The following is a 13427-nucleotide window of genomic DNA, read 5'->3' on the forward strand; positions in this document are numbered from 1 at the left end:
CCGGATGCCGTATCGCGGCATTCGGCACATGAGCGCCGATAATCATCTGATGAATGGGGTTATTCCCGCGCGATTGTGCTCTTCCCGTCAATAGTGAATTCGCGATTTAAGTATTTACCCTGATAGTCGCGCCTCCTAGACTTCTACTCATGCGCAACGACCCCGAGTCCGAAGCGCCTGACAAAACAATCCTGGAGGTAACGCATCATGAAATCGCTGATCAAGGCAGTTGCACTGGCCGCTCTCGTGGCCGCACCGGTTGTCTCGTTTGCCCAATCGAACCAGCAGCCGCTGACGCGCGCGCAAGTGCGCGCCGAACTGGTCCAGCTCGAAAAGGCCGGCTACAACCCGAACGACTGGATCAATTACCCGGAAAACATCCAGGCCGCCCAGGCAAAGATCGCCGCCGCGCAGAACACCGGCGCGCAAGCCGACGCAACGGGCTACGGCGCGAATGCAGCCGCGACGTCGCAGTCGGGCCAGCGCGTGGTCGTGCCGGCCGCCGCCGATCGTACGTCGGTGTACTTCGGCCACTAAGCCGGTGGCCGGATAGCGGCCTTCGGGGCCGCGGCCAAAGTGGTATCGAAAAGCCCGCGCTCGTAACGAGTGCGGGCTTTTTTTGCGTCGTCTCCATTGAGTGGCCCACCGTACATCCCGATCCAGGGATTCGACGTTTTAATACGACCGGAAATTAAAACGGGACCATGGGGGAATCATGCAAGTGTCTGCGCTTTCCTGGAGACAGGCGTTCTTGTGCGTGTGCGTGTCGATTTTCGTTGCGTGGCTGCCGTCGAGCGTCGCAGCGGCCGTCACGGCGTCTTATTCCGACATCGTGTCTGCGGACAGCGGGCAGTGCGTCGCGATCGCGGGCAACTCGGCCGCCCCCGGCGCGGGCGTCGTGCAGGTCTCGTGCGCGGGACAGGGCAATACGACGTGGTCGTTCGTGCCCGTCGGCGCGAATTATCACATCGTGTTGCAGGGCAGCGGCCTGTGCCTGAACGTGCCGGGCAGCTCGCGTGCCATCGGCACGCCGCTTATCCAGTATCCGTGCCAGGGCGACAACCTGACCAACGACCAGTGGACCATCACGGCCGTCGGCGCAAGCTACAGGATCGTGTCGGTCTTGAGCGGCATGTGCCTGAACGTCAACGGCGGCTCGCGCGCATCGGGCGCACAGTTGATCCAGTATCCGTGCCAGGGCGCGACCGCGCTGAACGACCAGTTCAACCTGTATCTGCCGGTCGCCGCATTCTCCAACATCGTGTCCGCGAGCAGCGGTCGTTGTCTGACGGTCAGCGGCAATTCGACCAATGCGGGCGCCGCGATCGTGCAGGGCGCGTGCTCGACCCAGAGCAACGCGGGCTGGTCGCTGCTGCCGGCCGGCAGCGGCTATCACGTCGTGTCCCAGCGCACCGGGCAGTGCCTGAACGTGTCGGGCGGCACGGGAGGGAGCGGCACGCCGGTGATCCAGTATCCGTGCCAAGGCGATGCGCAAACGAACGACCAGTGGACCGTCGCTGCCGCGTCAGGCTCGAACTACCGGCTGGTGTCGGTCGCGAGCGGCATGTGTGCGAACGTGAGCGGCGGCGCGCTCACGGACGGCGCTGCGCTGGTCCAGTACCCGTGCCAGGGTGCGACCGCGTTGAACGACCAGTTCACGCTTGGCCTGCCGCAGAGTTTCCCGGTTACGCTGCCGTCGGCGTGGAGTGCGGTCATCCCGCTGCCGGTCAATCCGATCGGCATTGCGAACGTGCCGAACGGCAAGCTCGTGATGTGGTCGTCGGACCAGACCTTCAGCTTCCAGAACGACGTCGGCAACACGGCTACGCAGACGCAGACAGCGCTGTTCGACCCCGCGACGAACCGGGCGACGCAATTCCTGGAGACGTCCGCGGGCTCGGACATGTTCTGCCCGGGCACTGCGATGCTGTCCGACGGCAGGTTGCTCGTGAACGGCGGCGACAGCAGTCCGAAGACGACGCTGTACGACTGGAACAGCAACACGTGGAGCGCATCGGCGACGATGAACATTCCGCGCGGCTATCAGGGCGACACACTGTTGTCGAATGGCTCGGTGCTGACGCTTGGCGGCTCGTGGAGCGGCGGCCAGGGCGGCAAGAGCGCAGAAGTCTGGAACGGCGCCAACTGGACGGTGCTGTCCGGCGTGCCGGAAACCGGTATCGTGGGTCCGGATCCGCAAGGCATCTATCGGGGCGATAACCACCTGTGGCTGTTCGCGCAGAGCAACGGCAGCGTGTTCCACGCCGGCCCGAGTGCGCAGATGAACTGGATCTCGACCAACGGCAGCGGCACGATCCAGTCAGCCGGCACGCGCGGCGCCGATCCTTACAGCATCAACGGCACGGCGTCGCTATACGACATCGGCAAGATCCTGAAGGCCGGTGGCGCGAAGTCGTACCAGCAGAACGGCAGCGCGTCGAGTTATGCATCGAATGCGGTCTACCAGATCGACATCACGCGCGGGCCGAGCCAGCCGGTCACGGTGCAACGCCTGAACGGGATGACCTACCAGCGCGCGTTCGCGAACAGCGTCATTCTGCCGGACGGCAGCATCGTGATGATCGGCGGCCAGAGCTTGCCGATGCCGTTCACCGACACCACGGCGATCATGGTTCCGGAGATCTGGAACCCGAAGACCCAGCGCTTCAATCTGCTGAAGCCGATGCAGACGCCACGCACCTATCACAGCACGGCGATCCTGCTGCCGGACGGCCGCGTGTTCGCGGGCGGCGGCGGGCAGTGCGGCACCGGTTGCGTGAACAATCACCTGAACGCGGAGATCCTCACGCCGCCCTATCTGCTCAATGCCGATGGCTCGCCGGCCGCGCGCCCCGCAATCGCGAGCGCGCCTTCGGCGACGAGTCGCGGCGCATCGATCGAGGTCGGGACGCGTGGTCCGGTCGCGTCATTCGTGCTGATGCGCCTGTCGTCGGTGACGCACACGACGAACAACGATCAACGCCGCATTCCGCTGTCCATCGTCAATGCGAGCGGGACATCGTACCGGCTCGCGATCCCGTCGGACGCCGGCGTGGTGCTGCCCGGCTATTACATGCTGTTCGCGCTCGACGCGAAGGGCGTGCCGAGCGTGTCGACGTCGTTGCAGATCTCGTGACGCCGCATCCGCGCTTCGGGCGGCGCGTGGCGGCGCGGCTGGCAGGCGCGTGCGTCGCCATGGTGATGTCCGGCGGGAGCGCCGCCGCGGCCGGCGATGCTGCCGCGCGCGGTCAGGCGCTCTTCGACGGCGCCGCGCCGCTGCAAGGGCGGCTGTCGACGCATCCGGACAGCCTGCCGCCGCCTGTGGTGCGCTGCGCGAACTGCCATGCGGCGGGCGCGGGGCCAGCCGTGCCGAACTCGCTTGCGCCGCGTCTCACGCACGACTGGCTGACTGCGCCGCGCGGCCGGCGCGGCGGCCCGCTGACGCGCTACGATCGCGACGCCTTCTGCGTGCTGTTGCGCACCGGCCTCGATCCTGCCTTTGTCCTCGTTAACGTCGCGATGCCGCGCTACACGCTCAATGAACGCGACTGCACTGCGCTCTGGCGATATTTGAACGGAGGCGGGGCATGAGCGCGCTCGACGAGCACGCCCGTCGGCGGCGCGCGTGGCTGACGGCGGCGCTCGCGCTCGCGGCGCTGCGACCCGGCCCGGCGCCCGCCGTGCCGATCGTCGGCTATCACGGCGGGCGCGTCACGCCGCCGGTACCGGTGCCGGACGTACCGGTACACACCGCAGACGGCCGCGCGACCCATTTGCACGCGCTGCTGAACGGCCGGGTGACGGCATTGCAGCTATTCTTCACCGGTTGTTCGTCGACCTGTCCTATCCAGGGCGCCGTGTTCCAGCGCGTGCAAGGATTGCTGGGGCCGCGCAGGCACCCCGACGTGCAGTTGCTGTCGCTCAGCATCAGTCCGCTCGAGGACACGCCCGCGCGGATGCGCGCGTGGCTCGCGCGCTTCGATGCGAGGCCGGGCTGGATCGCGGCCGCGCCGGAACTGCAGGATGTCGACGCATTGCAGGCGCTGTTTGGCGGCGGCCTCACAGGACTCGACAATCACAGTACGCAGGTCCAGGTGGTCGACCGCGCTGGCGCGCTGATCTGGCGGACCTACGAATTGCCGTCGGCCGAATCGGTCGCGGACATCTTGCGGCGTGCGTGAGCAGCGCGCCGAAGATGACACGCACTTGCGCGTCGTTGATCGTGCTCCGATTTTGCCGCCATGAAGCCGCGTCGATGGGCGGCGCGCTCGACTTCACCAGGCCGTGGGCGAGCTGCCAGGCGGCCCGTCCACGGGACGCATCGCGCCGGCCGACAATCTGCGCAGGCAAGGATCGCCGCCGCGCAGAACACCGGTGCACAAGGCGACTCGACGGGCTACGGCGCGAATGCAGCCGCGACGTCGCAGTCGGGCCTGCGCGTGGTCGTGCCGGCCGCCGCCAATCGAAATTCGGTGTACGTCGGCGGCCAGTAAGTCAGCCGGCGCCTGCGATGGCGCCCGGTTTGCCGCTTCCCCCGAAACCCGTGCACGGTATCCGTGTACGGGTTTTTCGTTTCTGCATGCACGAACGAGCCAGGGCGAGTGCGGTGCGCCCGCCTGCCGTCACGGCGCGGTACCCGTGCGGCGGGCACGAGTCGCGAGCACCGCCGCGACGCCACCGAGGATGGCGGCCGATGCGAGCCCGAGCCGCCAGGTCGGCTGTTCCGACAGGAACAGCACGGCGCCGCACGCGGCGATCGGCGGCACGGACAACTGGATTGCCGCGGCGCGCATGGCCGTGAGGTGCCGCAGCGCGGCATACCAGACGACGTAGCCGAGCCCCGATGTGAGCGCACCGGAAAGCACCGCAAGCGCGATGCCCGCCGGTGTCACGTGCATGCGGGTGGCGAGCGCGACGCTCAACGCGAGCGCGAGCGGTGCGGCACGCAGGAAGTTGCCGGCGGTCGCCGCGACCGGATCGCCAGGCTTCCGGCCGCGTATCGAATAGATGCCCCATGCAACGCCGGCGGCCGTCATCAGCGCGGCGCCTTGTGGCGTCGGCGCCGCGAGCCCCGGCGACACGAGATACAGCAGCCCGCCGAGCGCGACGCCGAACCCGGCCCAGCCCGCCGGGGCAAACCGTTCGCCGGCGCGCCATCCCGCCGCGAACATCGTCAGTTGCACCGCGCCGAACAGGATCAGCGCGCCGGTTGCGGCACTGACGGTCAGGTACGCGAACGAGAAGCACGCGACATAGGCGAACAACATCGCCGCCGCGGGCCAGTCCGCGGGCGGGGCGGGCCGTCGCGCACCCGCGCGCGCAACGATCGCGAGCATCAGCGCGCCCGACACGAGGCGCACGCTGCCGAAGCTGGCCGCGTCGATCCGCCCGGCCTGCAGCGCGAGTCGGCACAGCAGCGAATTTGACGCGAATGCGAGCATTGCGACTGACGTCAGCGCGGCAACCCGCACGCCTGGCCGCACGTGCAGCGCGAAGGCGGAGGCGGGCGGGCGCATCGCGGGCCTCACGCGTGGTTCGCGACGATCAGCACGGCCACGCCGAACAGCGCGACGCCGAGCGGCGCCGTGAGCTGCCGTCCCCACACCGCATTCTTTTCAATGGCCATCAGCGCGGCGAGCGACAGCATCCAGCCGAGACTGCCGGCGCCGACGACGAACATCAGCAGCATCAGCGCCCAGCAGCACCCGACGCAGAAGAGCCCGTGGCTTGCGCCCAGCGCAAACGCATGCCGCAACGGCGTGCGGCCGCGCCAGCGGCTGATCACGAAACCGAAAGGGGTGCGGCAACGGTCCAGACAGTGTTCCTTCAGCCGGCTGAACTGAAATGCGCCGGCGAGCGCGAACACGGCCGCGCCGATCAGCCAGCCGCGCCACGCGAGCGCCGGCACATGCGCGACGCCCATCAGCACCAGCGCATGGAGGCCGTGCGCGACGAGGCCGAATCCGCTCCACGCGACGACGTAGCCGACGCCGACGAGCGCGAGCAGGCGCGTCTGGTCCGGGCGGTTCGAGACGACGCGCGCGAACGCATCGAACAGCGACAGCGTCGTCGGCAGCATCATCGCCAGGATCATCAGCGTCCAGGCGGCCGCATCGAGCACGGCCGGCAGCCATAACGAGCCGCCCGGCAGCGCGCGACAAAGGGTGCTGAACGGGTCGGAGGCGGTACCGTCGCCGTGCTCGAGATAACGCCCGTACGGACTGCGTGTCCACGCCCACAGCGTGACCCACGCGAATGCAACGAGGCTCGCGAGCACGAGCGGGAACAGGCGCCGGTGCAGCGACGCTGCCATGGCCGTATCCGTGCGACCGCGATTCACGCGTCGAACAGGAACGTGCTCTGCAACGCGTTGTGATTCTTCAGATCGACGTCGATGCCGATCGCCGCATTCTTCGACCGGTAGACAGGCGCCTTGCCGACGAACACGGGTGCGCCGGGCACCGTCGAGAACACGGTGTCGGTCAGCGTCGTCTGCGCGCCGCTCGGGCCCAGGTACGGCTCGAGTTCCGCGTGATAGTCGGTGCCGATCGACAGCGTGCCGCGCGCGCCCTCGACGTCGAACCGGATCGGTGCGCGCTCGATCGACACCACCTTGCCGATCAGTTTCGCGAGTTCGGCGATCGGGCCGCCGGCCTGTCCCGTGTAGACCTTGAGGAGCGCCTGCTCCTGCTCGTCGGACGCCGTGTCGCTGACGTAGATCGCAGCCGTCCAGTTACCTTGGAGGATATTGCCCGGCACGCGGCACACCGCGGCGATCGTGTTACCGCCGACGTCGACGCCGTCGACCGTGCCCTTGTCGACATGCCAGGCGACGATGGTGTCGCACACGCCGAAATCCGGATCCTCGCCGATCCAGCACGGGCACAGTACGCGGCAGTTGCAGACTTCGAGCAGACGGCCTTCCAGGTGATAGCTCATGATTTCCTCCAGGGAGCGACGGCGATTGCGCGGTGCGCAGGGCAGAGGAAACCGGCTGACGAAACGTCATGCCCGCTCGACGGCACGAACGCGAAATGCGCGGAAGAATGCGCGGAAGCGGGACGGGATGGATGCGATAGCGCGGGCCTGAAGCGGCGTATCGATTTTCCAGTGTAGGCGCGCGCGGACGATATGCAAGCCGGCACGGGAGCGCGACGCCGGCTGACAAGCGAACGCGCGTGCGCTAGCATCGCGGACGGTGTGGCCGCGCGCCGAGGCGCGGCAGGGGCGTCAGGCTCCGCACCGGCTTCCACGACTTCAACGAACAACAAGGAGCATCCATGCGTGTCTTGACCGGTCTGCTGTGCTCGCTGGCGCTGGCGGCGAGCGTTGCCCATGCACAGGCGAATTGTGCGGACGCAACGGATCAGGCGACGATGACGTCATGTGCCGATCGCGCGTACAAGAAATCCGACGGGGAGCTGAACCGGACCTACCAGGCCGTCACCGCGCGCCTGCGCGATGCAAGGCCGCTTGCCGACAAACTCGTGAACGTGCAGCGCGCGTGGATCGCGTACCGCGATGCCGAATGCAGTTTCTCCAGCGCGAATGCAGAGGGCGGCAGCGTATACCCGATGGTCGTATCGACCTGCCTCGACGATCTGACGAAAGCGCGCACCGAAACGCTGAAGGGCTATCTGTCCTGCGAGGAAGGCGATCTCGCGTGCCCGGTGCCCGGCAAGTAACATGCACCGCTTGACCGGCCGCATGCCGCGCGGTCGGTCAAGCCCGCCATCCGCTGCCAGAGTCGTCCGTTACACGTCGTCCGTTTCGTCGAGCAGCTTGTGCCGCATCGCGTAACGCACCAGCGCCGCTTCGTGCGGCATCTGCATCTTTTCCAGGATCCGTGTCTTGTAGGTGCTGACCGTTTTCGCGCTCACGCACAGCGCCTGCGCGATCTCGGTCAGCGTCTGGCCGGCGGCGATCCGCCGGAACACGTCGAATTCGCGATCGGACAGCCGCTGGTGCGGCAGCGTCTCGGCCGGCTCGTTCAGGCTCTGCGCGAACTGCTCGGCCATCGCGAGGCTCACGTAGACGCCGCCCGACGCCACCTTCGTGACCGCACCGACCAGCTCGGCGCTGGCGCTTTCCTTCGTCAGATAGCCTGACGCGCCCGCGCGGAACGCACGCACCGCGTATTGCTGCTCCGCGTGCATCGTCAGCACGAGCACCCGCAGCGCGGGCTTCTCGTCCTTGATCTGCTTGATCAGTTCGACGCCGTTGCGGCCGGGCATCGACAGGTCGAGCACGAGCACCTGCGCGGGCGTCGAGCGCACGAGCGCGATCGTCGACGGGCCGTCGCAGGCTTCGCCGGCCACCTCGAATCCGGTGGCGTTCTGGAGAATGTGCCGCAGACCGTCGCGCACGAGCGTATGGTCGTCGGCAATGAGCACCGTGATCATGTGATGAGAGTTTCCTGTTGAACGGTACTGAGCGGGAACGCGACGGTAATCGAGAAACCGCGCGCGAGCGCGGTATCGATCGTCACGGTACCACCGAGCATGTGTGCGCGTTCGCGAATGCCGATCAGGCCGAACGATTTGTCCTCGTGAGCCGGGCCGCCGGGCGCCGCGCCGCGGCCGTTGTCCGCGACACGCAGCACGCAGAAGCCGTCCTCGATATCGAGCCGCAACGCGACGCGCGTCGCATCCGCGTGGCGCGCGACGTTCGTCAGCGCTTCCTGGACGATGCGGAACAGCGTGGTCGCGCCCGCGCTGGTGAACGTGAGGCCGCCCGTTTCGACGTGACGCTCGACATCGATCCCGTAGCGGTTCGTGAAATCGTTCGCGAGCCATTCGATCGCGGGCACGAGGCCGAGATCGTCGAGCATCACGGGGCGCAGGTCGGCCGCGATGCGCCGCACCGATGCGACTGTCGCATCGATCAGCCGCCGCATGCCCTGCAGGTGCGACAGCATGCCCGCGTCGGGCTGCGCGCGGCCGGGCACGCGCAACTGCTGCTCGACGACCGACAGGTCCATCTTCAGCGCGGTGAGCTGCTGGCCGAGGTCGTCGTGCAGTTCGCGCGCGATGCGCGTCTTTTCCTCTTCGCGCACGTTCTGCAGGTTCGCCGACAGTTCACGCAATTCCTGGCGCGACTGCTTCAGCGCGTTCTCGGCGCGCAGCCGCTCGGTGATGTCGCGCAGCATCACCGTATAGAGCTTGCCCGACGCGTCGCGGATCTGCGAGATCGACGCCTCGATCGGGAATTCCTCGCCGTTGGCGCGCAGCCCGAACAGCACGCGCTGGCGGCCCATCTGCCGCTCCGAAACCCCCGTCACGCCGAACTGGTCGACGTGCTTCGCGTGCGCGGCACGGAACCGTTCGGGGATGAAGCGCGACAACGGCGCGCCGATCGCCTCCATCGCGGATACGCCGAACACCTGCTCGGCCATCGGATTGAAGATCACGACCGTCTGCTTTTCGTCGATCGTGATGATCGCTTCCATCGACGAACGGATAATGCCCATCATCCGCGCCTCGTTGAGGATGCCGCGGCTGCTCGCGCCGGAATCGGCCGTGGCGCCGGACCGGCTGCGCACCAGCGCATGGACGAGCGCCGCGAATGCGAACGACGCGATCAGCCCGGCCGCCAGCACGGTGCCGGCCGCGCGTTGCGCACCGGTTGCGCTCGGGCGGCCGTCAGCGGAATAGGCGAGCGTCAGCATGGTGCCGCCGAAATTCAGCACCTCGATGCGCCGCAGCAGGTCGGGCGAAGCCGACGCCTCGTCGGTCGTCGTTTCGACACTGACGATCGCGCGCGAATCGCCGCCGGCGGTCATCCACAGGTCGATCCCGCGTTCCGCGTCGAGCGCACGCTCGACCAGGCGCCGCGGGCTCAACGCCGCGAACAGCACGCCGTCGGCGCCGGCTTCGCGCGTGCCGGACGGCGTGGCTGCCGCATGCGGCGACGCGGTCACGGGCAGGAACAGCGTGAGGGTGCGCGCGTCGCGGGACGCGTCGTCGTCGGCCGGGTGGACGCCAAGTGCGATATCGCCGGTCTGCAGCGCGCGCGCGAGCGGCGCGGCGTCGGAAGCAGCGAAGCGCACGACGGGCGAGTTCGATACGGGCGCGCTGAGCGTTGCGACCGCGAGCGGGCTGGCCGGCATCGGGTTCGCGCCGGCGAGGGCGCTGCGCGTGGCGGGCGGCAACGGCGCATAGCCGAGCTGCCGGATCGGCGAACGGCCGCTGTCGAGAGCGAGCGTCTCCGCATAACGACGCCATTGTTCCCGCGTCATGTCCGGCACGAGGCCGAACGCGCCGCGCGCACTTTCGAGCACGGCGACGCCGGACTGCAGTTCGTGGCGCAGCATCGCGGTCACGTGCGCCGTGCGGCGTTCGAAGCGCGTATGGACGGCGCTTTGCCACTGCCCGCGCACCAGCAGCGCGACGCCGAGCGACAGCACCGCGCCGGCAAACAGCGCAACGACGCCGGCCGCGAGCGGCTGGCGTAACATGGTCTGGAGGCGCGTGTGCTCTCGGGCATCACGCGTCGGGGTTCCACCGGCGGTCATTCAATGGCCATTCAGTTGTCGGGGCCCTTGGCACTCGGGCAGCGCGGCAAAACCGGGCAAAACTCGCACCGGCTGCGTGCAACGTCTATTTTCAAGATGAAATTGTGCGCGTTTTACACGTTTTATGTAATAGGGTCACCTGAAAATGCGGCAAACGGCGCGGAGCAGCGGGCACGCCGGCCGCGCTTGACGCGCGTCAACGAGTGCGTCGACACGTGGAGCAGACTGTTCGGCAGGCAAGCCGGCACCGGGCCGGCTTGCGGTAACGGGCCGCCGTTGCGCGATGCGCGGCGCGTGCCCGGTCGGAGGGACGGACCATGTACAAGCGGATTTTCGTCGGGCTAGACGGCAGCCCGAATGCGCGTCTCGCGCTGAACGAGGCAATCCGGATCGCGGCGGCGTCCGGCGGCGAGGTCACCTGCGCGTATGTCGTCGAGCATCGGCCGCAGCTCGTCGACGTCGATGCGGGCTTCGCGGCCGAGCGCGACGGCGATGCGGCCGCGACCGCTGCCGCGACGCCAGTGCTCGACGACGCGAAAGCGGTGCTCGCGCAGCAACACGTGCCGGGCACCGTGCGAGCGCTCGACGCGTACGGCGAAGACATCGCGACGGTACTGATGCGTACGGCGGCCGAAACCGACGCCGACCTGATCGTGATGGGCACGAGCGGGCGGCACGGCCTGCGCCGTCTGCTGCTCGGCAGCGTCGCGGAATCGCTGCTGCGCGCAGCCGACCGGCCCGTGCTGCTGGTGCGGCACAACGAGCCGGGCACGCCGGCGGCCGCGTGATGCACGCGGTGCCGCGCTGACGCTTGAGCGGTTGCGGTTGCCGGCAGGAGACTGCCGCGCGCCTTTGCCGGATGCCTGCCAGCTGGAACGTGCGACGCGCTGATCGGCGCGGCGCGCGTGAGTTCGCCCGTCGCGTTCGACGCGTGCGTCGTCCGGACGAGGGCGCCCGGGACGGCCTCCGCATGCCCGCCATTGCATGCCCACGGTTGCATCCCGACACGCAGTTCTGGCAGCATCGACCGTGTCCGCTTCCTCGCCGCGCGCATGGCCCGGCGATCGACGCAGCGGTATCCGGCGGCACCCGGTCGCATCCGCGATGAACCGGGCCGTACGCCGGATGCCGGTTTCTCACCTTATCGACGTCATCCGCCATGCCCATTTCCGCCACCGACCTGATCCGCCAGTTCGACCTGCAGCCGCACCCCGAGGGCGGCTATTTCCGCGAGACCTATCGCGCGACCGATTCGGTCGTGCGTCCGGCCGACGGCGCGCCGCGCGCCGCATCGACCGCGATCTACTACCTGCTGTGCGATGGCGCCTATTCGTCGTGGCACCGGATCCGGTCCGACGAGGTCTGGCATTTCTACGCGGGCGATCCGCTCGAGGTGTGGGTGCTCGACGAGCGCGATGGGCTGACGATCCACCGGCTCGGCAACCCGCTCACGCATCCGGGCACCGTGTTCCAGACGGTCGTGCCGGCCGGACGCTGGTTCGGCGCGCGCTGCGCGTCGCCGGAGCACGTCGCACTCGTCGGCTGCACGGTTGCACCGGGCTTCGAGTTCGCGGAATTCGAGCTGGCCGACGCGGCCATGCTGACTGTTGCGTTTCCCGACTACGCGGAACACGTCGCAAGGCTCGCGCATCGCCCTGACGCGTGATTGTCAAAGCGGTGCAACCGTCGGCCCGAAGCCCTCGCCGATGGCGTGTGTTCCGCGCGATCCCGGCCAAACCCGTTTAGAATGCCCGTGATGCACAAGGCCTGCTGCGGACGTGCCGCAGCGGCCGTTGCACAGCCGGTCCGACGGCCCCCGTCGCGCGGCCCGCATGTCTTCCAGGAGCGCCGCCGTGTGGCACTTTCCCATTGCAATTCCATCGTCGCTCGGCCCGTGGGCCGTGTTCGCGAGCGTGTTGATCACGCAGCTCGGCGTGCCGGTGCCGGCCGTGCCGATGCTGATTCTCGGCGGCACGATGGCGGCAATGGGGCAGGCGTCGTGGGCCAGCATGTTCGCGGCGGCGATCGGCGCGACGATGCTCGCCGATTCGCTGTGGTTCTTCATGGGCCGCACGCGCGGCCGGCGCCTGCTGAACGGCCTCGTGCGCTTCTCGCTGTCGCTCGACACCACGCTGCGCTTCGCGCGTAACGTATTCGAAAGATACGGCGCGCCGCTGCTCGTGCTGTCCAAATTCCTGCCGGGCCTCGGCCTCGTGTCGGCGCCGCTGCTCGGCACGACTGCAATCGGCGTCGGCGTATTCCTGTTCTGGGATCTGGCCGGCGCGTCGCTGTGGGCCGCGTTCTGGCTCGTCGGCGGCGCGGCCATTCACGACCAGATCGTCCAGTTCGTGCTGTGGGTGCGCGCGAGCGGCGGCACGATCCTCGACGCGTTCCTCGCGATCTTCATCACGTTCCTGCTGTACCGCTGGGTGCGCCGCGTGCAGTTCCGCCGCTATCTTGCGCAGGTGCGCATCTCGCCGCCGCAGCTCGTCGAGATGATGACGTCGGACGAACCGCCGCTGATCTTCGACGCGCGGCCGCGCGCGATCCGCGAGCGCGAGCCGTACCGGATCGCCGGCGCGGTGCCGGTCGATCTCGATTCGCCGGACCTGCTCGACCCGGAATTGCTGAAACGGCCGATCGTCGTCTATTGCGTGTGCCCGAACGAGGCGACCGCGAAGCGCCTGATCGCGAAGATGCAGCGCAAGAAGATGATCCACAACATCCGGGCGCTGAAGGGCGGCCTCGATGCATGGGAGAAGCACGGCTATCCGGTCGAGCCGATGCCGGCCGATCTCGATTCGTCGCGCTATTTCGTGCGTCCCGAACACGGCACGCTCGAAGGCGAATATACGGTGCGCGCGACGCTGTCGAAGTGATGCTGGGATGTCGCTCCCAATGGAAAGTGTCCAAA

General features: G+C 68.1%; 12 protein-coding genes and 1 pseudogene. 8 read left to right on the forward strand and 5 right to left on the reverse strand.

The window, feature by feature from the left end:
• Positions 1 to 207: 207 nt before the first annotated feature.
• The 4 genes and pseudogenes from R9B84_RS26570 (at position 208) to R9B84_RS26585 (ending at position 4181) form a co-directional block, all read left to right on the forward strand.
• A complete protein-coding gene (locus R9B84_RS26570) occupies positions 208 to 537 on the forward strand; it encodes a DUF4148 domain-containing protein (protein ID WP_047903317.1) in 330 nt (109 codons plus the stop codon).
• A gap of 226 nt (positions 538 to 763) precedes the next feature.
• Complete coding sequence (locus R9B84_RS26575; protein WP_423762983.1) at positions 764 to 3136, forward strand: RICIN domain-containing protein; 2373 nt, start codon at positions 764 to 766, stop codon at positions 3134 to 3136.
• Between the two features lie 26 nt (positions 3137 to 3162).
• Positions 3163 to 3595, forward strand: a pseudogene (locus tag R9B84_RS26580) (hypothetical protein); the annotation flags it as partial.
• Entirely contained in the window at positions 3588 to 4181 is a 594-nt protein-coding gene (locus R9B84_RS26585; RefSeq protein ID WP_423762984.1) for an SCO family protein, read from the forward strand. The pseudogene R9B84_RS26580 and the gene R9B84_RS26585, both read left to right, overlap by 8 nt.
• A gap of 441 nt (positions 4182 to 4622) precedes the next feature.
• On the opposite strand, the gene R9B84_RS26590 is transcribed toward R9B84_RS26585, so the two are convergent.
• From R9B84_RS26590 to R9B84_RS26600, 3 genes are read right to left on the reverse strand one after another with little or no spacing between them, the layout of a single operon-like run.
• A complete protein-coding gene (locus R9B84_RS26590; RefSeq protein WP_423762985.1) occupies positions 4623 to 5516 on the reverse strand; it encodes a DMT family transporter in 894 nt (297 codons plus the stop codon).
• A gap of 8 nt (positions 5517 to 5524) precedes the next feature.
• Positions 5525 to 6313, reverse strand: a complete 789-nt coding sequence (locus R9B84_RS26595) for a DUF2182 domain-containing protein (RefSeq protein ID WP_423762986.1) — start codon at positions 6311 to 6313, stop codon at positions 5525 to 5527.
• 23 nt (positions 6314 to 6336) lie between these two features.
• Positions 6337 to 6939 (reverse strand): DUF1326 domain-containing protein, encoded by a 603-nt coding sequence (locus R9B84_RS26600; protein WP_262544635.1) that lies wholly within the window; start codon positions 6937 to 6939, stop codon positions 6337 to 6339.
• A 341-nt stretch (positions 6940 to 7280) separates the two neighbouring features.
• On the opposite strand from R9B84_RS26600, the gene R9B84_RS26605 reads away from it, so the two are divergent.
• Positions 7281 to 7685 carry a lysozyme inhibitor LprI family protein gene (locus R9B84_RS26605; RefSeq protein ID WP_423762987.1) on the forward strand — a complete coding sequence of 135 codons (405 nt, stop codon included), beginning with the start codon at positions 7281 to 7283 and terminating at the stop codon, positions 7683 to 7685.
• Positions 7686 to 7754: 69 nt separating this feature from the next.
• Here R9B84_RS26605 and R9B84_RS26610 read toward each other — a convergent pair whose 3' ends face one another.
• Both R9B84_RS26610 and R9B84_RS26615 read right to left on the reverse strand, forming a co-directional pair.
• Positions 7755 to 8402: a response regulator gene (locus R9B84_RS26610; RefSeq protein ID WP_047903312.1), complete on the reverse strand. Its 648-nt coding sequence runs from the start codon at positions 8400 to 8402 to the stop codon at positions 7755 to 7757.
• Positions 8399 to 10513, reverse strand: a complete 2115-nt coding sequence (locus R9B84_RS26615) for a PAS domain S-box protein (RefSeq protein ID WP_423762988.1) — start codon at positions 10511 to 10513, stop codon at positions 8399 to 8401. The genes R9B84_RS26610 and R9B84_RS26615 overlap by 4 nt, the downstream gene beginning before the upstream one ends.
• A gap of 317 nt (positions 10514 to 10830) precedes the next feature.
• Here R9B84_RS26615 and R9B84_RS26620 point away from each other — a divergent pair, with 317 nt between their 5' ends.
• The 3 genes from R9B84_RS26620 (at position 10831) to R9B84_RS26630 (ending at position 13392) form a co-directional block, all read left to right on the forward strand.
• Positions 10831 to 11301 (forward strand): universal stress protein, encoded by a 471-nt coding sequence (locus R9B84_RS26620; protein ID WP_423762989.1) that lies wholly within the window; start codon positions 10831 to 10833, stop codon positions 11299 to 11301.
• A 371-nt stretch (positions 11302 to 11672) separates the two neighbouring features.
• Positions 11673 to 12179 (forward strand): cupin domain-containing protein, encoded by a 507-nt coding sequence (locus R9B84_RS26625; protein WP_423762990.1) that lies wholly within the window; start codon positions 11673 to 11675, stop codon positions 12177 to 12179.
• Positions 12180 to 12366: 187 nt separating this feature from the next.
• A complete protein-coding gene (locus R9B84_RS26630; protein ID WP_423762991.1) occupies positions 12367 to 13392 on the forward strand; it encodes a DedA family protein/thiosulfate sulfurtransferase GlpE in 1026 nt (341 codons plus the stop codon).
• Positions 13393 to 13427 lie beyond the last annotated feature (35 nt).

This window comes from Burkholderia sp. NLJ2 (assembly GCF_049487195.1).
Lineage (GTDB): Bacteria > Pseudomonadota > Gammaproteobacteria > Burkholderiales > Burkholderiaceae > Burkholderia > Burkholderia pyrrocinia.